This window comes from Sideroxyarcus emersonii (assembly GCF_021654335.1).
Lineage (GTDB): Bacteria > Pseudomonadota > Gammaproteobacteria > Burkholderiales > Gallionellaceae > Sideroxyarcus > Sideroxyarcus emersonii.
This window is the reverse complement of record NZ_AP023423.1, coordinates 2,316,075-2,335,945: the sequence shown is the minus strand read 5'-3', so window position 1 is coordinate 2,335,945 and position 19,871 is coordinate 2,316,075. Positions and strand designations below refer to the sequence as shown.

The window sequence follows — 19,871 nt, the reverse complement described above, 5'->3', positions numbered from 1 at the left end:
CATGAGCATTGCCAAGTTGAGTGCAGGTATCCTTCTTTGCCTGACCGGTATCGCCGCGGCGATACCGTGTTCTGCTGCAGGAGGCCGGATCGAAATCGTCAAGGCGGAAGGCGCGGTAGCCACCAGCGATGCGGCCGGGAAGAAGCAGAAGGCTGTCGGGGTCAAGGCGATCCTGCCTTCCGGGAATACCCTGTCGACAGGGCCGAACGGCCGTGCGGTGGTGCGCGTGGGGAGTTCCGGCTACATCGTGCTCGAGAAGAACAGCAAGATAGCGATCGACAACAGCCAGGAGAAAGCCGGCTTCCTGAGGCAACTTACCGGCCTGATCTATTACGCGATGAACACCCTCAAGGGCGACCAGAAGCTCGAGGTCCGCACCGAGGCTGCCACCATCGGGGTGCGCGGCACGCGCTTCCTGGTGGCGGTGCTGCCCGACCGCAACGAGGTCGACATGCGCAAGGGCCAGGTCAGCATCAGCAGCACGGACGGCGAATTCGAGATACACAAAAAGGCCGAACAGGATGAATTCGAGGCTTACAAGCAGGAAGCGCAGGATGCCATTGCGAAGGAGCAGCGCAAGTTCGACGAATACAAGGCCAGGACTGAGCAGGAGTTCATCGAATACAAGCGCGAATTCAGCCTGGGGGCGAATCGCATGGCCAGCTTCGACGGCAATCAGGTGGAGGACCGTCCGCTCAGTGCCGAATCGGTAAAAGACCTGGAGAACTTCGAGTCGTATGCGGATGAATGGTTGAAGCAGGTCAACGATTGAGGGCGTGCGGTGCAATGGATCGATGCTGCACAGCCTGCTTGCAATGCTGGTGTCCCTTGCCCTGTCGGCGTGTGTGGCCGGTGTTCCGCAAGCGGCCAATGAACGGCCAGCATGGATAGACAATCCGGGCAATGGCGTATCCGCGTCAGCCGGCATGCATGTGCGCGGCGATGCCGCCCAGGAAGAGCTGGCGATCCTGCGCGCGCGTGAAGAGTATGCGAAACGTTTCGGGGTGAACATACAATCTGCGCAGGTCGTTTCCACGACCGTGGCGCATGACAGGTCGAGCACCGTCGGGGCTCGGGTTGCACATGAGGATTCCAGGCAGGTCGACGTCAAGGCCATGGTCAAGGCGAAATGGCGCGACCCGGATACCGATGAACTGTGGGTCTGGTTGGTACCCAGCGACCAGTGACGATGAATCGAGGAGGATGTATGCGCAAGTTTGGCGAATTGTTTGCAGCGACACTGCTGTTCTCCGTGGGGATGTACGGGCAGGCCGCTTGCGCCCAGAGCGATTTCGAGACATATCGCGAACAGCAACAACAGGGCGCGCAGAAACTCAAGACCGAATTCCAGGCATACAAGGAAAAGCAGGATGCCGAGTTCGCCGACTTCCTGAAAGGCCGCTGGCGCGAATTCGAGACGCTGCATGGCAAGCCGCTGATCAAGGAGCCGGAGCCCAAACAGGCGCCGGTGTATACGCCGCCGGTACCGGCAAAGCCGGCCCCGTTGCCCGTCGTGGAGCAGCCTGCCGCTCCACCTGTGTTGCCGCCGGCCCCGCCGCAGCCCAAGCTGCCGCTCGCGGCGAACACGCTGGAAGTCATGTTTTACGGCAATGCGGTGAGGTTCCCATTCGATCCGCAATGGCGGGAATATCGTGTGTCGACCGGCGAAAAGCCGGAAGAGATGAGCGCCTTCTGGAGCATGATGAGCGGCAGCCAGTACGAGCCGACATTCCAGGCGATCAGCGATGCGCGACGCCAGCTGCAACTGGACGACTGGGGCTATGCATCGCTCTGGCGCAGTGTCGTGCAGGCGCTGCAACCGGACCGCAGGACCGAGCAGAACCTGCTGCTCTGGTTCTTCCTGGTCAAGTCCGGTTACGACGTTCGCCTGGGCTATGTCGGGATGGATGTGCACCTGTTCGTGGCGGTCCGGCAGCAGGTCTATTCGACCAAGTTCATCAAGGTTGGCGATCAGACCTATTACGCCGTGCTGGCCCAGGATCATGGCGACAGCATCCGCAGTTTCTATACCTATGAGGCCAGCTATCCGGTCCAGCTCAAGCCGCTCGACATTCGCTCCGCCGCGATCGGCTTCCCCAGGCCGGAACCTGGGCAGCGCGCACTGGCCTTCGAGTACAAGGGCAACCAGGTCAAGGTGAACGCCCCCTACGACCGCCGCCTGGTCGAGTACCTCGATACCTATCCGCAATCCGACTTCGAGCTCTATTTCAATACCGGGGCGAGCTCCCTGTTCCGCCAGGGATTGCTGCCCGAACTGAAGAAATATACCGCTGCGATGGATGAGGAGGAGGCGGTCAACTTCCTGCTGGCCTTCGTGCAGAAATCGTTTGCCTACAAGACCGACGAGGAGCAGTTCGGCCATGAGAAATCGTTCTTCGTCGAAGAGTCGATGTATTTCCCCTATAACGACTGCAAGGAACATTCGGCGGTGTTCTCCTGGCTGGTGCGCGAGCTGCTGGGGATCAAGGTGATCGGCCTGCTCTATCCTGGGCACCTGACCACTGCAGTGAAGCTCAAACGCGTGAAGCCGGAATTCGCCACGGTGGATTACCAGGGCAGCCAGTACGTCATCGCCGATCCGACCTATATCAACGCCTCGGTCGGAATGGCGATGCCCTCCTATGCGAAGCTGAAGCCGAATCGCGTGGTGGATATCCGGTAGTGCGGAGTGCCGCAATCGGCGCCCCTGCCGGGGCGATCCCGCCGGATGCGGCTATTGGAAGTTCAATAATTTTTTAATGGTATCGAAAAGTTTTTGCTGTTAGATTCTGGGGTTGCGAGCCCCGCAGTTTGGCGATTTACTTGGATATTTTTAGCAAAGGGAGACGGAAATGTTGAGCAAGAGAATCTGGATGCTATTGGGCACTTTCGTGGCTGCACTGGTGTTGGGGGGCTGTTCGACGGAAGTGAAACGTGTCGGGGTCGATGAGGTCAAGGACCTGTCCGGTTACTGGAACGATACCGATTCGCGCCTGGTGGCGGAAGAGATGATCCGCGACTCCCTGTCCGGCGGCTGGATCGACCGTTATGCGCAAAAGACCAGCCATACGCCGGCAGTGATCGTCGGCGAGGTGCGCAACCTGTCGAATGAACATATCAACACCCGTACCTTCGTCAACGATCTTGAGCGTGCCTTCGTCAATTCCGGCCGTGTCGATGTGGTCGCTTCCAAAACGCAACGCGAAGGGATACGCCAGGAGCGTTCCGATATGGACCTGAATGCATCGGATGCCACCCGCAAGGAGATGGGCAAGGAGCGGGGTGCCGACTTCATGCTCATGGGCACCATCAATACCATCACCGATGCGTCGGGGCGGGAACAGATCCGTTTCTACCAGATCGACATGACCTTGATCAGCCTGGCGGACAACCGCATGGTCTGGACCGGACAGAAGAAACTCAAGAAAGACATAACGGAAGCGCGCTTCCGCTAGCAGTCGCGATGTCGTTGCCCCCCTCGCGGGGCGGCGACATGGCAGAGAGATTCGCGACGGTCTTGAAATGAGCGCATGACGCGGCTTTGCGCAACCAGGAATTCAGGGAAGAGAAATGCGAGATATTGTTACAGGGGGGGCGGAGGTCGTAACCGGCAAACAAGAATTGCATCATCTGTCGCAAATCTTTCTTGGCCTGGCGGCAATGGCTTTGGTGTTGGCGTTGCCGGGTTGCGCCACCTACAGTGCAAGCCTTGCCAGCGTGGAGAAGGCCGCGGCTGATCGCGACCTGGACGGCGCCAGCAAGGCGCTGGACAAACTCAAGTTGAGCGGCTCGGACGAAACCTTGCTGCATCTGAACAAGGGGACGTTATTGCGCTGGCAGGGACAATACGCCGATTCCAATACGCAATTCGAAGCGGCGAAGAACCTGATGGAACAGCTTGATGCGATCAGCATCAAGGAGCAGGCAGCATCGGTGACGATCAACGACACCTTCAAGGCATATGAAGGGCTGCCCAGCGAGCAGCTCATGGTGTACTCGTTCGAGGCGCTGAACTACCTGCAGATGGGCACGGTGGATGACGCGGCGGTCGAGGCGCGCCAGTTCAACCTGAAACAGCGGCTGCTGGCCGAAAAGCACCGGAACGCGAAATACCTGTCGGGCGCTTTTGTGCGCTACCTGAACGGCATGGTATACGAGGCCGCGGGTGAGCCGGATTCCGCGCGCATCGAGATGCAGAAAGCCGTCGATGGCTACAAGGCGCAGAACGCCGGATTCCCGATCCCGCGCAAACTCGGCGACGATCTGGCGCGGTTGAAAGCAGGGAAGCCGGCGCCGAGCGAAGTGGTGTTCATCCTGCACAACGGGTTGGGGGCGACGCTGGCCGAGAACATCATCCGCGTGGCGAATCCGGCATACGATCCGCGCAATCCCAAAAGCATTGGCATGATCAGCCTTGCCGTGCCGCGCTTCGTCAGGCGGCCGGTACCCGTCGACCACGTGGTGCTGAGTACCGGCGCATCCTCCGCCGCTTCGGAAGAGGTCGAGGACGTGAACTGGATTGCCGAAAAGAGCTTCAACGACCGCTTGCCGGCGATCATCGCGCGCGGGGTGGCCAGGATGGCGGTGAAGCTGGCCGCGGAAGCCGAGGTCAACAAGAAGGAAGCGGACAACCCGATGGTGAGCATCTTCACCAATATCGCAGCCAACGCATCCGAGCGGGCCGACACCCGTTCCTGGACACTGATGCCGGGCAATATCCTGATGGCGCGCCTGTCGCTGCCCGCAGGCAGGTATGATGTGACCGCGACGTATTACGACGGTGGCGGAAACGTGCTGGGCAGCCGCGATTTCAAGGACGTCGAAGTCAAGCCGGGACAAAAATCGTTCGTGTCCGATTATTTCCTGAGCCAGCCCGGGCGCAGGTAGTTTGAAGCGTGCAAATGCCACGCAAGATCGAAAGAACAGCTATGGAGATGCAAATGGGAATCGTCAGAAAACTCTTGCCGCTGGCCCTGATCCTGTCTGTGCTGGGCATGCCGGCAGCCGCATGGGCTGGTCGGCCGGACTGGGTGAGCGGCGAATCGGCGGAATACCCCAACGATCAATACCTGGTGGGGCGCGGCGAGGCTTCGACCGAAGCAGAGGCGCAGGACCGAGCCCGCGGCGATCTGGCAACCATCTTTGAAGTGCGTATCCAGGTGGCGAACGAGAACGCCACCACGGTGGTTCAGTCCGGCAGCAAGGAACAGCTCAGCCGGCAATCTTCCCAGCAGGTATCCGCCAGGACCGACAAGGTGATCAGCGGCATCACGATCGCCGGCATCTGGTTCGACCCGGAGACTGCGGATTACCATGCCTTTGCAGTGCTGTCGCGCGCGCAAGCCGCAGCGAGCCTGAGCGAGGAACTGGGCAACATCGACAAGGAGATACAGCAGGATCTGCAGGCGGCAAACCAAGCGGGAGACCTGTTGCTGAAGGTGGGTGCGCTGACCAGGGCGTCGCAGGCCGCCATCCGGCGGGACGGCTTCCAGGCATCGCTGAAGGTGATCGACCCGTCCGGGCGCGGTGTGCAGAGCCAGGTTTCCCAGGCATCGGTACAGCAGATGATCGACGATACGCTGAAGCGTATCCGGATCGCCCCCGAAGTCGTGCAGGACGGCGGAGCGAAATCATTTGCTTCTATACTCAAGGGCGGATTGGCGGCAGCGGGCTTTCTGGCGACCGGCATGGAGGATGCGGATCTGGTGCTGGAAGGCAAGCTGACCATGACCGACATCGGTCGCCAGGAGGGCTGGAACTGGATGCGCGCGACCGTTGAGGTGTCGCTGGTCGAGAAGGCATCGCGTCGCGTACGCGGTACCCAGACCTGGCCAGTGAAGGCGTCGGCACAGGACGCCCGGACTGCGCGTACACGTGCGCTGATCGAGGTGGAAAAACTGCTCAAACAGGAATTGCGCCCGGCGATCGTCGGGTTTGCTGCAAGCTAGCACCTGCGGCGATTTGCGCCGGCTCAGCCTCGCATCGGGATCTGTGCGCTCAGGCTATGACTCATGCGGGTTACGCCGTTGGGTTATTCCGGCCGAAATCGCAATTGCTTCCTTGAATATCCCTTTAACGCAGGAGTAGAATCGCCGGCCTGCAAGATGTGCTTTCAATCGAGGGGTGTATAAGTAACACCAGATGGACGCCGTTGGGATATCGCCGCTGGATGTGGCTGGCTGGTTGGTCCAGTTCTGGATCGTGCTCGGAATCGTGGCGCTGGCTTTGCAGCGATCCCCGCAGCTGATCAATAACGTCGTCTTCCCGCTCAGTGCGCTGGCCTCGCTGCTGCTGGCAGCGACGGGCCTGTGGGCGCTTGCCGCAACGCCCGGCATCATGGTGCTGCCGCTTGGCCTGCCCGACCTGCCGTTCCATCTCCGTCTCGATCCGCTGTCCGGCTTCTTCCTGATCCTGCTGGGCGGTGCCTCCCTCGGCGTCTCCCTGTTCAGTGCCGGCTATTTCCGCACCATGGCGGGCGGCACGCTCGGCCTGCTGTGCCTTGAATACCACCTGTTCCTCGCCGGCATGACGCTGGTGCTGCTGGCGGACGACGCCTACATGTTCATGGTGGCATGGGAGACCATGGCGCTGTCCTCCTATTTCCTCGTCACCACCGACCACGCCATCCCCGACATCCGCAAGGCCGGCTATCTCTACCTGCTGATTGCGCATGTCGGCGCCATCGCCATCCTGCTGAGCTTCGGCGTGATGCAGGGCGGTCATGGCATCGGCGCCTATACCTTCGATGCCATGCGCGGTGCCCAGCTGAGTACGTTCTGGTCGTCGGCAGCATTCCTGCTGGCCCTGTTCGGCTTCGGGGCGAAGGCCGGTGTGTTGCCGCTGCACGTCTGGCTGCCCGAGGCGCATCCTGCCGCACCTTCGCCGGTGTCTGCGCTGATGAGCGGCGTGATGCTGAAAACGGCGATCTACGGCATCCTGCGCGTCACCTTCGATCTGCTGGGAACGCAGCTGTGGTGGTGGGGCGTGCTGGCATTGGCGCTGGGGCTGCTCACTGCGGTGTTCGGCGTGATGTTCGCCGCCGTGCAAGGCGACATGAAACGCTTGCTGGCTTATTCCTCGATCGAGAACATCGGCCTGCTGCTGGTAGGCATCGGGCTCACCATCATCTTCCACGTCTATGGCAAGAACACGCTCGCCGCGCTGTCGCTTACCGCGACGCTGTATCACAGCCTCAATCATGCGATGTTCAAGAGTCTGCTGTTCGTCGGGACCGGCGCCATCCTGCATGCCACCGGCGAGCGCAACATGGGGCGCCTGGGCGGGTTGATCCATCGCATGCCCTGGGCGGCAATGCTGATGCTGGTCGGCGTGCTGGCGATTGCCGGCCTGCCGCCGCTCAACGGTTTCGTTTCGGAGTGGCTGCTGCTGCAGGCCTTCCTGCTGTCGCCCGGTTTGCCCAACAGCTACATCAACATGCTGGTGCCGGTGGCGGCCGCCGTGATCGCACTGGCGGCGGCGCTGGCCGCCTATGTGATGGTGAAGTTCTATGGCGTGATCTTTCTCGGTCAGCCGCGCGAGAAGGTGCTGGAGCATGCGCACGATGCAGGGAACTGGGAGCGTATCGGCATGGCCTGGCTGGCGCTGGTCTGCGTGGCGCTGGGACTGGCGCCGGTGTTCGTGGTGCAGCAGATCGATCTGGTCTCCAGGATGCTGATCGGTTCCGGTCTGGGCAATGCGGCCGCCAACTGGGTGTTCCTCGCGCCGGTGGATACCGAACGCGCCAGCTATAGTCCGTTGTATTTCCTGCTGGCCGTGCTGGCGGTGATGTTGCTCACTACGGTGCTGGTGCGGCGCCTGTATCACGGCCGGGTCCGGCGCAGCCCGCCGTGGGATTGCGGCTTCCCGGCCCAGACTGCACGCATGCAGGATACGGCCGAAGGTTTCGGCCAGCCGATCCGGCGCATTTTCGAACCGTTCTTCAGGATCGAACGGAACGTGCCGAGCCCGTTCGATACGCACCCCCGTTACCACGGGCAGAGCGACGACCGCCTCTGGTACATCCTGTATCTGCCGGTCAAGCAGCTGACGGAACGGCTGTCTTCCCTGACCTCGCTCCTGCAGCACGGGCGCATCCATCTGTATCTGACCTATACCTTTGCCACGCTGCTCGTCCTGCTGGTGTTCGTATGATGGAAAACGCCAACCTCCTCTTCGCTATCCTGTTCCAGCTGGCGCAGCTGCTGGTGGTGGTGCTGCTCGCGCCGCTGCTGACCGGCTGGGTCAACCAGTGCCAGGCATGGCTGCAGAACCGTTCCGGCGCAGGCGTGCTGCAACCGTATCGCGTGCTGCGCAAGCTGTTCCACAAGGATGCGGTGATGGCGCATAACGCCTCGCCGCTGTTCCGCGTCACGCCGTACATCGTGTTCGGCTGCATGTGGCTGGCCGCCGCCATCATCCCGATCATCGCGGTCGACTTGCCGTTCTCGCTGGCGGCGGACGTGATCGCGCTGGTCGGCGTGTTCGCGCTGGCGCGCGTGTTCCTCGCGCTTGCCGCGATGGACATCGGCACCGCGTTCGGCTCGCTTGGTGCCAGACGCGAGATGCTGGTGTCTTTCCTGGCCGAGCCGGCATTGCTGATGGTGTTCTTCACCGCGTCGATGATCAGCCACTCCACCCAGTTGCCGCGCATCGTGGAGACGCTGGCGCATCACCAGTTCATGCTGTATCCGAGCCTGGCATTCGCGGGGCTGGCGTTCCTGATCGTATTGCTGGCCGAGAATGCGCGCATCCCGGTGGACAACCCCAGCACCCACCTCGAACTGACCATGATCCACGAGGCGATGATCCTCGAATATTCGGCGCGTCACCTGGCATTGATCGAGTGGGCCAGCAGCCTGAAGCTGTTTGCCTATATCTCCATCGGCATCGCCTTGTTCCTGCCGCACGGCATTGCGGAAGTGGATAACTGGGGCGGGATGCCGCTGGCGATCGTGGCCCTGCTGGTCAAGCTGATGCTGGCCGGCGCGGCGCTTGCCGTGTTCGAGATCGTCTCGGCCAAGCTGCGCATCTTCCGCGCACCGGAATTCCTGGGGACCGCCTTCCTGCTGGCGGTGCTGGGACTGCTGATCCATTTCCTGCTGGGGGCCTGATGCCGATCCCGCTGACCCTGCAATTCATCAATCTGCTGGCTGCATTGCTGCTGCTGGTTGCATTCGCCATGCTGACCCAGCGGCGCATCCTGTCGCTGATCAACCTGTTTGCATTGCAAGGCGCCGTGCTGGCATTGAGCACCTTCGTCGTCGCCTATTCGACCGGCCAGCATCACCTGTACTACTCGGCAGGCCTGACCCTGCTGCTGAAGGTGCTGTTGCTGCCGTGGTTGCTGCACCGGCTGATCCAGCGGCTGAACGTGCGCTGGGACGTGGAAACCCTGATCAACATCCCAACCACCATGCTGGTCGGGATTGCGCTGGTGATTTTCTCCTTCAACCTCGCCGCGCCGATCACGCAACTGGCCGAAGGATTGACGCGCGGCCTGATCGGCATCGCGCTGGCCAGCGTGCTGCTGTCGCTGCTGATGATGTTGACGCGACGCAAGGCGGTGTCGCAGGTGGTCGCCTTCCTGTCGCTGGAGAACGGGCTGTTCTTCGCCGCCACCAGCGCCACCCAGGGCATGCCGCTGGTGGTGGAACTGGGCATTGCGCTGGATGTGCTGGTGGCCACCTTCATCTTCGGCATCTTCTTCTTCCAGATCCGCGAGACCTTCGACAGCCTGGACATCACCCACATGGAGAAGCTGAAGGATGATTGACCTGCAACTCATGGTGTTGCTGCTCACGCCGCTGCTGGGCGGCGGCCTGCTGGCCGTGTTCGGTTCGCGCCGCTGGGCGGCGGAACTCAATTCGCTGATGAGCTTCGCCACGTTCCTTGCAGCGGTGGTCCTGACCGTGCGTGTGGTCGAATCGGGGCCGCAGGTCGCTTTCAACGAACAGTTCTTCATCGACCAGTTCAACGTGTTCCTGGTCGCGTTGACCGCTTTCGTTGCCTTCACCACCTCGCTGTTCTCGCGGCCCTACATGCGCATCGAACAGCACCACGGCAAGCTTTCCGTCGGCATGCTGCACCTGTACTACAGCATGTACCAGCTGTTCACCTTCGCCATGCTGGTGGCGCTCACCACCAACAATATGGGTATCGTCTGGGTGGCGATGGAAGCCGCGACGCTGACCACGGTGCTGCTGGTTTCACTGTACCGCACGCCGGCCAGCCTGGAGGCGGCATGGAAATACTTCATCCTGTGCGGCGTGGGCATCGCACTCGCGCTGTTCGGCACCATCCTGCTGTACTTCGCCGCCGAGCGCGTGCTGGGCGAGGGCGGCAGCGCGCTGCTGTGGACGCACCTGAACCAGGTCAAGGGCGACCTTGAGCCAACGGTGCTGAAACTTGCGTTCATCTTCCTGCTGGTGGGCTACGGTACCAAGGTCGGCCTGGTGCCGCTGCACAGCTGGCTGCCGGACGCGCACGCGGAAGGTCCGACGCCGGTGTCGGCAGTGCTCTCCGGCCTGCTGCTCAACGTCGCCTTGTGCGCGGTGGTGCGCAGCAAGGTGCTGGTGGACGGCTCGCTGGAATCGCACTTTGCCGGCAACCTGATGATGGGCTTCGGCCTGCTGTCGGTGGTGGTGGCAGCGTTCTCGCTGTTCCGGCAGAAGGACATCAAGCGCATGTTTGCCTATTCCTCCATCGAACACATGGGGCTGATCACCTTCGCCTTCGGCATGGGCGGCCCGGTGGCCACGTTCGCCGGCATGCTGCACATGACCGTGCACTCGCTCACCAAGTCGGCGATCTTCTTTGCCGTCGGCCATGCGGCACAGAAGACCGGCACCCAGTTGATGGAGAACATCCGCGGCCTGCTGCAGGTCAGCCCGACGGTGGGGTGGGGCTTGATGCTCGGTACGTTCGCCATCCTCGGCATGCCGCCGTTTGGCGTATTTGCCAGCGAGTTCCTCATCATCACCACCGCCATGCACGAATATCCATGGTCGACGCCGATCCTGCTGATCGCTTTGGGTGCGGCGTTCGCCGCCATCTTCGGCAAGGTGCAGCCTATCGTGTTCGGCGAGACCACGGCGAAACCGCTGCCGCATCCGCCCGCGCTGATCCCGGTGTTCGCCCACCTGCTGCTGGTGCTGATGCTCGGCTTGTACATGCCGCCTTACCTGGCCGACTGGTATCGCCAGGCGGCAGCCTTGCTAGGATAAAGCGATGCCGATCAAACATCCCAACCTGAAACTGAGCCGCCTGACCGATGCGCTTCCTGCATGGGCCGGCGATATCGCGGTGGACGATCTGCGTGCGGTCTGCCGGCAGGTGCATGACGGCGGCGGCAGGCTGGTGGCGCTGTGGGGCAGCGACGTGCGGCAGTGCGGCGGCGGTTTCAAGCTGCACGTGGTGCTGATCAACGAGACCGGGCTGGTTTGCCTCAATGTGCCGCTGCATGCTGAACATCCGAATTATCCCGATATCAGCGACATCTTCCCGGCGGCCAATCGCATGCAGCGTGCTGCATACGATCTGCTCGGCATCTGCGCACAGGAGGGGCACGACCACCGCAAGTGGTTGCGCCACGGCGCATGGCGCAGCGGCAGCTTCCCGCTGCGCAAGGATTTCGACGCCGCCGCGAGTCGCACCGTAGAGGCCGACGACTATCCCTTCGTGCAGGTGGAAGGGCAGGGTGTGCACGAGATCCCGGTCGGACCGGTGCATGCGGGCATCATCGAGCCGGGGCATTTCCGTTTCTCCATCATCGGCGAACGCGTGCTGCGCCTGGAAGAACGCCTGGGCTATGTGCACAAGGGTATCGAGAAGCGCTTCGAGCGCATGAGCCTGCAGCAAGGGGCGAAACTCGCGGGGCGGGTGAGCGGCGACAGTACCGTGGCCTATGCCTGGGCGTATGCGATGGCGGCGGAAGGCATTGCGAAGGTCACGCCTTCGAACAATGCCTTGTGGATGCGTGCCTTGCTGCTGGAACGCGAACGTGTCGCCAACCATCTGGGCGATCTCGGCTATCTGGGCAACGATGTAGCGCTGTCGTTCGGCTTCGCCCAATTCTGGATACTCAAGGAGCAGGTGCTGCGCAACAATGCGACGCTGTTCGGCCATCGCTACCTGATGGATGCGATCGTCCCGGGCGGTGTGGCCGTGCATCTGTCCATCGAAGGCAAGCATATCATCGAGCAGGAGTGCGACATGCTGGAGCAGCAGGTACGCATCCTGCGCGGCATCTACGACGAGCATGCCGGAGTACAAGACCGTTTCATCGGTACCGGCGTGGTCACGCCAAAATTGGCGGCCCAGCTTGGCTTGTGCGGCCTGGCCGGGCGTGCCAGCGCCCAGGCCTGGGATGCGCGCGTTCAGTTTGCCTGTGCGCCGTACGACAAGCTGGATGTGCAGATGGCGACCTATCGCAACGGCGATGTTGCGGCACGCGTCATTGTGCGCTTCGACGAATTGTTCGAGTCGCTGCGCCTGCAGCGCGAGATCCTGGCCAGGCTGGTGAGCGACGATGCGGCGCCGGTGCTGCTGGAAAGACTGCCGGCGAACGGCTTCGGCATCGGCATGGTGGAAGGCTGGCGCGGCGAGGTGATGGTGGCGATCCATACCGATGCGCAAGGCGGGCTTGCGCGCGTGCATCCGCACGATCCGTCCTGGCAGAACTGGCCGCTGCTGGAGCATGCCATCATCGACAACATTGTGCCGGATTTCCCGCTGATCAATAAATCGTTCAATCTGAGTTACACCGGACAGGATTTGTAGGGGCGCACCATGTACCAGATACTCAAGCAGATCGTGAAAACGGGCATCAAGACGGAAACCCCGCCGCAAGCGGACGGCTCGATGCGCCTGGTCGAGCAGCGGCTGCAGCAGGCGATTCTCGAAGCGTTCGGCGGGGCACTGGCGATCCGGCAGGTCGATGCCGGTTCGTGCAACGGGTGCGAACTGGAGATCCATGCGGTCAACAACGCCTATTACAACATCGAAGGGCTGGGCATCAAGTTCGTCGCCAGCCCCCGCCACGCCGATTTGCTGCTGGTCACCGGCCCGGTATCGCGGCACATGGAGCTTGCGTTGAAACGCACTTACGACGCCACGCCGGAACCCAAACTGGTGGTGGCGATCGGCGATTGTGCCTGCGATGGCGGCATCTTCGGTTCCGGCGACGCCGATGGCTCGGGCGAGAATTACGCCACCTGCGGCAAGGTCTCCAACGTCATTCCGGTGGATGTGGTGGTGAGCGGTTGCCCACCTGCGCCCACCGCCATCCTGCAGGGCATCCTCACCGCCATCAGTGCTCGGAAGTAGAACGCGGAACGATTCCGGGCCGGCGACGATCAAACCGGGTGCTGAAAGGCGCAACGCCTGTCGGTGTTGCCGATATTCAGGCAGATCGGTTTGTACTATGATGTTTCACCGGATCATCGCTTACTTCGAAAGGATGAATAATGGCTAACAGAATATTGCTCGTGTGCCTGTCGCTGCTCCCGCTCTGGGCAAGTGCCGCCGACATGGGGAACGGGGCGGACGATGCGCAGAAACCGCTTCCGGCCAGCGCTGTCACCATCGACGAAAGCGCGAACGATGCGGCAACGTGTGCCGCAAAATGGGACAGATATCAAAAAAGCCAGGAATGCTTCGCGCCCTATCATAATGTGAATGGCACCATGAAGCCCGGGGCGTTCGACAACTGCACCGAGGTAAAGTATCCGGCAGAGTGCCCTCTCCGGTAGTCGTTGCGGCGGCCGGATGCACAGTGGCGTTGGCGGCATCCATGGATGACGGGTGACAGACCCGAAGGGAGATCATGATGGGAAAATTTTCGCGTGCAATCCTCCTGATCGTGCTGATGGCGGCATCGCTCGCCGCGCAAGCGGCCGAGCCTGCGGTCATCTACTGGAACTCCGATGCGGGCAGGATATTGCGTGCCCGCATGCCGCCCGATGCGGACTACTGGCAATTGAGCCCGTGGTTTGCCGAGCAGATCAACCAGACTTACTGTTCCGTCGCCAGCGCCATCACCGTGCTCAATGCGATGCCGATCAAGAAGCCGGTCGATCCGGTCTATGCCCCCAATGCCTATTTCACCCAGAGCAATTACTTCACCCCGGAAGTCGTCAAGGTCATCACGCCGCAGACCGTACTTGCGCAGGGTATGACGCGCGATGAGATGGTGCAGACGCTGGTTCGTCAGGGGGTGAAGGCCGTTTCCATTGCCGGCGACAGCGTGGACGACAAGGCGCTGCGGACATTGCTGCAAAAAGCATTGGGCGACGACGGGCAGTTCGTGCTGGTGAATTATCTGCGCACGGCCGTAGGGCAGGAGGGCGGCGGTCACTGGTCGGTGCTGGCGGCTTACGATGCCGAGTCCGATCGCGTGCTGATCCTCGATGTGGCGAAATACATGTATGCCCCGGTATGGGTCGGCATCGACACCCTGCAAAAGGCGATCGCCACTGTCGATACCACCAGCAACAAGGCACGAGGGCTGGTGATCGTCACGGAGTGAAGGGCGTTTCCCCTGGTTGCAACGGTCCGGCCGTTGCGTTTCCGGTCAGATCGAAGGAGCGAGCCATGTCTGCAGCATATTCGTCGAACCTGAACAAAATCCCTTTTTTGCTGCTTGCAGCCGCCCTGTCGTGGGCCATGGATGGGAATGCCGCAGTGCAGATGGGCGATGCGCAGAATCTGGACGAGCTCTACAAGCAGGTGGCGGCCAGTCCGATACGCACGGACGATGACCGCCGGGTCGATGCCGAACGCAAGCCGGTGGAGTTCCTGCAGTTCGCCGATGTCCATCCGGGCATGCTGGTGCTGGATGTCGCTACCGGCAGGGGCTACACCACCCAGCTGCTGGCACTGGCAGTGGGGCAGGGCGGCACCGTATGGGCGCAAGCGGACAGGCCGCGCTCCGAACTGATCCAGCGGCTGGCCGATCATCCCCAGCCGAATATCATCCCGGTGGTACAACCATACGATGATCCGGTCCCCGGCGATGCCCCCAGGCTGGACCTGATCACCATCGTTCTGAATTACCACGATATCGCTTACATGTCGGTGGACCGTGTCAGGATGAATCAGCGCCTGTTCAATGCGCTGAAATCGGGAGGACATCTGGTCGTCATCGATCATTCCGCGAAAAAGGGCCAGGGAGCGACGGTGGCAAAGACCCTGCATCGCATAGACGAAGCACTGGTTCAGGACGAACTGCAACGGGCCGGCTTCCGGCTCGAACGGCGGGGCGATTTTTTGCGCAATGCATCGGATCTTCGGGAGCAGCCATTCTTCAGAATGAATATGCCGACGGACAGTTTTGCACTGCGCTTTGTCAAGCCTTAGGGGGCGCAGTCCATGGATCCTGTGCAATGGCATTCAGAAGGGGCCGGTATGAAACAAACACTATTGCTCGCAGCGCTGCTGTCCATCAGTCCGCTAGCCAGTGCGGGCGTATTCAAATGCGAGACCCCGGCTGGCTTCGTTTATTCCGAACAGCCGTGTGCCGGGAATTCCAGGCAACTGGACTTCCATCCTGTCAAACCTTCTGAACCCGTGGTCGCGCCGGACAAGACCATGCAACAGCTGGAACAGCAAAGTGCGGCGCAGAAGAAGAGCCGCGAGGCGATGGAGAAGAGTGCGGCCGATAATGCGGCGGCGGCAAGGAAATCCCGATGTGCAGCCGCAAGGCAGCGGCTGGATATCTATCAGCGACAGGTGCGCGTTTACAGTCAGAACGAGAACGGCGAAAGAACCTATGTCGACGACAATGCGCGCGCTGCCATCATCGAGAATGCCAGGAAAGAGGCCGAATCAAATTGCGATTCCTGAAAAGCGGCAACCCGCTTGGCCGCAAGCGCTGGCAAGTCAGCCTGGGTCGATGGGAGGTCGGCGGCTTTCCCGGAACCAGCTGCCGAACCTCCAGGCTGTGTGCAAGGCAAACAGCTAGTGCTTGATCGGGAGTTTTTGCGGTAGTTGCGACAGGCCGTGATCCAGGGATTTGTGCTGTGACGTTGCAGCGAAATCATCGCCTTCACCCTCTCCGCCGAGCAGCGGCATATCCTCGCAGCCCGCCAGTACCGACACCATCAAGCCAATCAGGAAGATTCTTTTCATAAGATGCGTACTTTCAATATTTGCCATAAGAGATAAGAAAATGCCGGACATCGGTCAGGTGCGCGTCATGCATGTTGGTGCGACTGGCCGATGACTGGTTGCATGGTATCAGCTTCTTTTCCTGCACATCAATGAGCGTAGCCTTAAGCTGCGCCATGGATTCAAGAGTTGCGTGAAATCTGCGCATGGTAGCTTAGCAATGGCAGCAATTCGGTGCGGATTCAACCGGTGGGCTGTCGGCATGTCCGCTTAGTGTGTGTACAAGCCGGACGTAATTATGTTGTGCCTAGAACGGCTACTATGGCCTAACTGGGGATGGCAGAAGCCCCCAGCATTACGATATGGCAACATGACTCACCAAACACGGCGAATTCAATATTGGAAATCAAAACATCCACGACAGGGAGAATGGCGATATTCGTCTGCAACGCGTGCAGCGGAAAGAAGCCTCCAATGGCCGCTGGAGGCTAAACAGACGGCCCTGCTGGTCCACATAAGCATAATAGTACGGGCGTGAGTAAACGACTTCTACCGGTCGGGTAGCTGACTTAGTTTTCCAGATTATTCCATGACCGCAATGGCCGAACTTCGGACTCTGCCTGTCAGACCAGCCATGGCAACTGCACTTAATTAGTCTGCTCGACTTCTGAATTCTTTGCGCTAGGCTGCACCAATACGTTACGCATTGCACTTTTTCAGTGCGGTCATTCGCCGCTTCCATCCCGTAAGTCCCATGAGTACAGGCCGGCTACACGTGGCGTGAATATTGCTGGCTTTGAGAGATATGCGAGGGGATTAAATTGAAACGAATTCTGATCATCGATGATTTGAGAGACCGGGCTGCTTGGTTAAAAGCCAGTCTTGAATTGGCAGAGTTCGCTGTCGTTGGTGTTCTGGCCTGGGAGCAGGTGGACGAGCAATCGATACAAGCTGCCGCAGCGGACGTGATCATCGTGGATGCCAACGCGCCCGGACGGGACACGCTTGAACAGATCAGCCTGATGTCCACCAAGCTGGAAAAGCCGGTGGTCGTACTGAGTGCGAGGAACGATCAGCAGAGTATTCAGGAAGCGATGCGCGCCGGTGTCAGCGCTTATGTGGCGCATACGATACAGAGCGAAGATCTGAGCGGCATCATACATGTGGCGGCGGCGCGATTCCTGGAGCATAAGCGCTTGCGTGACGAACTGAAGGAAGCGAAGAGCCAGCTCGTCGAACGCAAACTGGTGGACCGGGCCAAGGGAATATTGATGGCCGACCACGGCTATAGCGAACCGGAAGCCTATAAACGGATGCGCAATATGGCGATGAGCAAGGGAAAACGTTTGGCGGAAATCGCCGAGGCGATCATTTTTGCCAAGGAACTGAGTGCTTGAAAAAGGTGCATCGAATGGCCAATCGGATAATCGATGCACCAAAGAAGGTCTTGAATAGATACTCATCCATCCGGACTGATAGTCGCACCCCGTATATATCCTGATGATTGAATTGCCAATTAGTGATCGACCTGCAATCTGGCACGACTGTTGCTGAACATTGGCTGTCAACGAATCAATGGCGGTTCGGAGGATTTGCAATACAGGACAAAGGCGTCCCACTGCGTACACGCGCAGTCGGACGCCTTTTTGATTTTCGGGTCACGAAATTCCCTTACAGGAGATTGGAAGATGAATAAGCCAACCGAAGAAACGACGAACAGCGAAACAACAGTAGCAGCAAAGACGCAAGCTCCTGAACGAAACGGTCGGAGGGACTTCATGAAACAGACAGGGGCAATTCTGGGCGCGGCAGGAATCATGTCGATGGTACCGATGGGGACTCGAGCGGTCGCATGGGCCGGCGGATCTGACGCACCCGAACTCAAGGAGGTCAAGATCGGTTTCATTCCCTTGACCGATTGCGCCTCTGTCGTGATCGCTTCCGTGATGAAGTTCGACGAAAAGTATGGCATCAAGATCATCCCATCCAAGGAAGCATCCTGGGCGTCCGTGCGCGACAAGGTTGTTAACGGTGAGCTGCACGCGGCACACGTGCTTTACGGCCTGGTTTATGGTGTACACCTCGGCATAGGCGGTCCCAAGAAAGATATGGCGGTCTTGATGAGCATCAATAACAACGGTCAGGGCATCACGCTTTCCGACCAGCTTAAAGATAAAGGTGCGACCACCGGAGACAAACTGAAGAAGCTCATCGAAACGGACAAGCGCGACTACACCTTTGCGCAGACCTTTCCCACGGGCACGCACGCGATGTGGCTGTATTACTGGTTGGCCAGTTACGGTATCGATCCGCTCAAGGACGTAAAAAACATCACCGTACCGCCGCCCCAGATGGTTGCCAACATGCGCGTCGGCAACATGGACGGATTTTGCGTTGGCGAACCCTGGAACAATCGCGCCATCGCAGACAAGATCGGATTCACTGCGGCGACCACACAGGATATCTGGAAAGACCATCCGGAAAAGGTCCTGGGCACTACGGCCGAATTCGCGCACATGTATCCCAACACGGCCCGGGCCATGATCATGGCCATGCTGGAAGCCTCAAAATATATCGACGTCATGGCCAATCGCCGCGGCGTCGCAGAGATCATCGCCGACAAGTCGTATATCAACTGTCCGGTGGACATCATCAATCAACGCATGGAAGGCCAATATGAGGACGGTCTGGGCAGGAAATGGAGCGACCCGAACTACATGAAGTTCTACAACGACGGTGCGGTCAACTTCCCGTACCTGTCCGACGGCATGTGGTTCCTCACCCAGCACAAGCGTTGGGGCCTGCTCAAGGAAGATCCGGATTATCTGGGCGTCGCCAAAAAGATCAACCAGATCGACTTGTACAAACAGGCGGCATCCCAGGTGAAAGTCCCTATCCCCAAGGATGTATTGCGCACGTCCAAACTGATCGACGGGACGGTCTGGGACGGCAAGGACCCGAAAAAGTATGCGGCCAGCTTCAAGGTGCGAGCATGATGAAGATCAACAAATACCTGGTCGAGGATCTGGTACCGCCCGTCATCGGCATGGGATTGTTCATTCTCATCTGGGCACTGCTGGCGCACAACAGCGAAGCGCTGCCGGGGCCGGTCAAGACCTGGCATTCGGCCGTCAGCCTGTTCAGCGATCCGTTCTACCAGAAAGGGCCGAACGACCAGGGCATAGGCTGGAACATCCTCAATTCGCTGGGGCGGGTCGGAATTGGTTTCGGGCTGGCCGCGCTGATCGGCATTCCGCTCGGCTTCATGATCGGGCGCTTCGGCTTCCTCGACAAGATGACCTCGCCCATCGTGAGCATGCTCAGGCCGGTATCTCCGCTGGCCTGGCTGCCCATCGGTCTGCTGGTATTCAAGGCTGCCAATCCGGCAGCCATCTGGGTGATCTTCATCTCCAGCATCTGGCCGATGATCATCAACACCGCGATGGGGGTGCGCCAGTTGCCGCAGGATTACCTGAACGTGGCGCGGGTACTCAACCTGTCGGAATGGAAAGTCTTCACCAAGATATTGTTCCCAGCCACCTTGCCCTACATGCTGACCGGCATACGTCTTGCGATCGGTACCGCATGGCTGGTGATCGTCGCGGCGGAAATGCTGACCGGCGGGGTGGGTATCGGATTCTGGGTGTGGGATGAATGGAACAACCTGAACGTGGAGCACATCATCATCGCGATATTCGTCGTCGGCATCGTCGGCCTGCTGCTGGAAACGATGCTGGTCCAGATCGCCAAACGATTCAGTTATTGAT

The 19,871-nt window shown here is 60.1% G+C and carries 20 protein-coding genes; 19 read left to right on the top strand and 1 reads right to left on the bottom strand.

What is annotated here, in order from left to right; genetic code table 11:
• Window position 1 precedes the first annotated feature (1 nt).
• The 16 genes from L6418_RS11260 to L6418_RS11185 all read left to right on the top strand — a co-directional run bounded on the left by L6418_RS11260 (window position 2) and on the right by L6418_RS11185 (window position 15,840).
• Entirely contained in the window at window positions 2–772 is a 771-nt protein-coding gene (locus L6418_RS11260; protein ID WP_237247019.1) for a FecR domain-containing protein, read from the top strand.
• A gap of 22 nt (window positions 773–794) precedes the next feature.
• Window positions 795–1,187 (top strand): hypothetical protein, encoded by a 393-nt coding sequence (locus tag L6418_RS11255; RefSeq protein WP_237247018.1) that lies wholly within the window; start codon window positions 795–797, stop codon window positions 1,185–1,187.
• A 20-nt stretch (window positions 1,188–1,207) separates the two neighbouring features.
• Complete coding sequence (locus tag L6418_RS11250) at window positions 1,208–2,683, top strand: hypothetical protein (RefSeq protein WP_237247017.1); 1,476 nt, start codon at window positions 1,208–1,210, stop codon at window positions 2,681–2,683.
• A 169-nt stretch (window positions 2,684–2,852) separates the two neighbouring features.
• Window positions 2,853–3,455 (top strand): penicillin-binding protein activator LpoB, encoded by a 603-nt coding sequence (locus L6418_RS11245; protein ID WP_237247016.1) that lies wholly within the window; start codon window positions 2,853–2,855, stop codon window positions 3,453–3,455.
• Between the two features lie 115 nt (window positions 3,456–3,570).
• Window positions 3,571–4,887 (top strand): COG3014 family protein, encoded by a 1,317-nt coding sequence (locus L6418_RS11240; RefSeq protein WP_237247015.1) that lies wholly within the window; start codon window positions 3,571–3,573, stop codon window positions 4,885–4,887.
• A gap of 53 nt (window positions 4,888–4,940) precedes the next feature.
• Window positions 4,941–5,948, top strand: coding sequence for an LPP20 family lipoprotein (locus L6418_RS11235; protein ID WP_237247014.1), 1,008 nt, complete (start codon window positions 4,941–4,943; stop codon window positions 5,946–5,948).
• Between the two features lie 193 nt (window positions 5,949–6,141).
• Window positions 6,142–8,151: a hydrogenase 4 subunit B gene (hyfB, locus tag L6418_RS11230; protein WP_237247013.1), complete on the top strand. Its 2,010-nt coding sequence runs from the start codon at window positions 6,142–6,144 to the stop codon at window positions 8,149–8,151.
• Window positions 8,148–9,110 (top strand): respiratory chain complex I subunit 1 family protein, encoded by a 963-nt coding sequence (locus L6418_RS11225; RefSeq protein ID WP_237247012.1) that lies wholly within the window; start codon window positions 8,148–8,150, stop codon window positions 9,108–9,110. Before hyfB ends, L6418_RS11225 begins: the two co-directional genes overlap by 4 nt.
• Entirely contained in the window at window positions 9,110–9,772 is a 663-nt protein-coding gene (locus tag L6418_RS11220) for a formate hydrogenlyase (RefSeq protein ID WP_237247011.1), read from the top strand. The genes L6418_RS11225 and L6418_RS11220 overlap by 1 nt, the downstream gene beginning before the upstream one ends.
• A complete protein-coding gene (locus tag L6418_RS11215) occupies window positions 9,765–11,222 on the top strand; it encodes a hydrogenase 4 subunit F (protein WP_237247010.1) in 1,458 nt (485 codons plus the stop codon). Before L6418_RS11220 ends, L6418_RS11215 begins: the two co-directional genes overlap by 8 nt.
• A 4-nt stretch (window positions 11,223–11,226) precedes the next feature.
• The gene (locus tag L6418_RS11210; protein ID WP_237247009.1) at window positions 11,227–12,777 is read left to right on the top strand and encodes an NADH-quinone oxidoreductase subunit C; all 1,551 of its coding nucleotides are present in this window, start codon (window positions 11,227–11,229) and stop codon (window positions 12,775–12,777) included.
• Between the two features lie 9 nt (window positions 12,778–12,786).
• Window positions 12,787–13,323 carry an NADH-quinone oxidoreductase subunit B family protein gene (locus L6418_RS11205; protein WP_237247008.1) on the top strand — a complete coding sequence of 179 codons (537 nt, stop codon included), beginning with the start codon at window positions 12,787–12,789 and terminating at the stop codon, window positions 13,321–13,323.
• A 140-nt stretch (window positions 13,324–13,463) separates the two neighbouring features.
• Window positions 13,464–13,748, top strand: a complete 285-nt coding sequence (locus tag L6418_RS11200) for a hypothetical protein (protein WP_237247007.1) — start codon at window positions 13,464–13,466, stop codon at window positions 13,746–13,748.
• A gap of 74 nt (window positions 13,749–13,822) precedes the next feature.
• Window positions 13,823–14,524 carry a phytochelatin synthase family protein gene (locus tag L6418_RS11195; protein ID WP_237247006.1) on the top strand — a complete coding sequence of 234 codons (702 nt, stop codon included), beginning with the start codon at window positions 13,823–13,825 and terminating at the stop codon, window positions 14,522–14,524.
• A 65-nt stretch (window positions 14,525–14,589) separates the two neighbouring features.
• The gene (locus L6418_RS11190; protein WP_237247005.1) at window positions 14,590–15,354 is read left to right on the top strand and encodes a class I SAM-dependent methyltransferase; all 765 of its coding nucleotides are present in this window, start codon (window positions 14,590–14,592) and stop codon (window positions 15,352–15,354) included.
• Window positions 15,355–15,402: 48 nt separating this feature from the next.
• On the top strand, window positions 15,403–15,840 hold the full coding sequence (locus L6418_RS11185) for a hypothetical protein (RefSeq protein ID WP_237247004.1): 438 nt from the start codon (window positions 15,403–15,405) through the stop codon (window positions 15,838–15,840).
• A 114-nt stretch (window positions 15,841–15,954) separates the two neighbouring features.
• Here L6418_RS11185 and L6418_RS11180 read toward each other — a convergent pair whose 3' ends face one another.
• Window positions 15,955–16,176, bottom strand: a complete 222-nt coding sequence (locus tag L6418_RS11180; RefSeq protein ID WP_237247003.1) for a hypothetical protein — start codon at window positions 16,174–16,176, stop codon at window positions 15,955–15,957.
• Between the two features lie 749 nt (window positions 16,177–16,925).
• Between L6418_RS11180 and L6418_RS11175 the strand changes: the two genes are divergently transcribed.
• The 3 genes from L6418_RS11175 (at window position 16,926) to ntrB (ending at window position 19,870) form a co-directional block, all read left to right on the top strand.
• Window positions 16,926–17,501, top strand: a complete 576-nt coding sequence (locus tag L6418_RS11175) for an ANTAR domain-containing response regulator (RefSeq protein ID WP_237247002.1) — start codon at window positions 16,926–16,928, stop codon at window positions 17,499–17,501.
• Between the two features lie 381 nt (window positions 17,502–17,882).
• The gene (locus L6418_RS11170; RefSeq protein ID WP_237247001.1) at window positions 17,883–19,100 is read left to right on the top strand and encodes a CmpA/NrtA family ABC transporter substrate-binding protein; all 1,218 of its coding nucleotides are present in this window, start codon (window positions 17,883–17,885) and stop codon (window positions 19,098–19,100) included.
• Window positions 19,097–19,870, top strand: a complete 774-nt coding sequence (gene ntrB, locus L6418_RS11165; RefSeq protein WP_237247000.1) for a nitrate ABC transporter permease — start codon at window positions 19,097–19,099, stop codon at window positions 19,868–19,870. The genes L6418_RS11170 and ntrB overlap by 4 nt, the downstream gene beginning before the upstream one ends.
• The last annotated feature ends 1 nt before the right edge of the window (window position 19,871 follow it).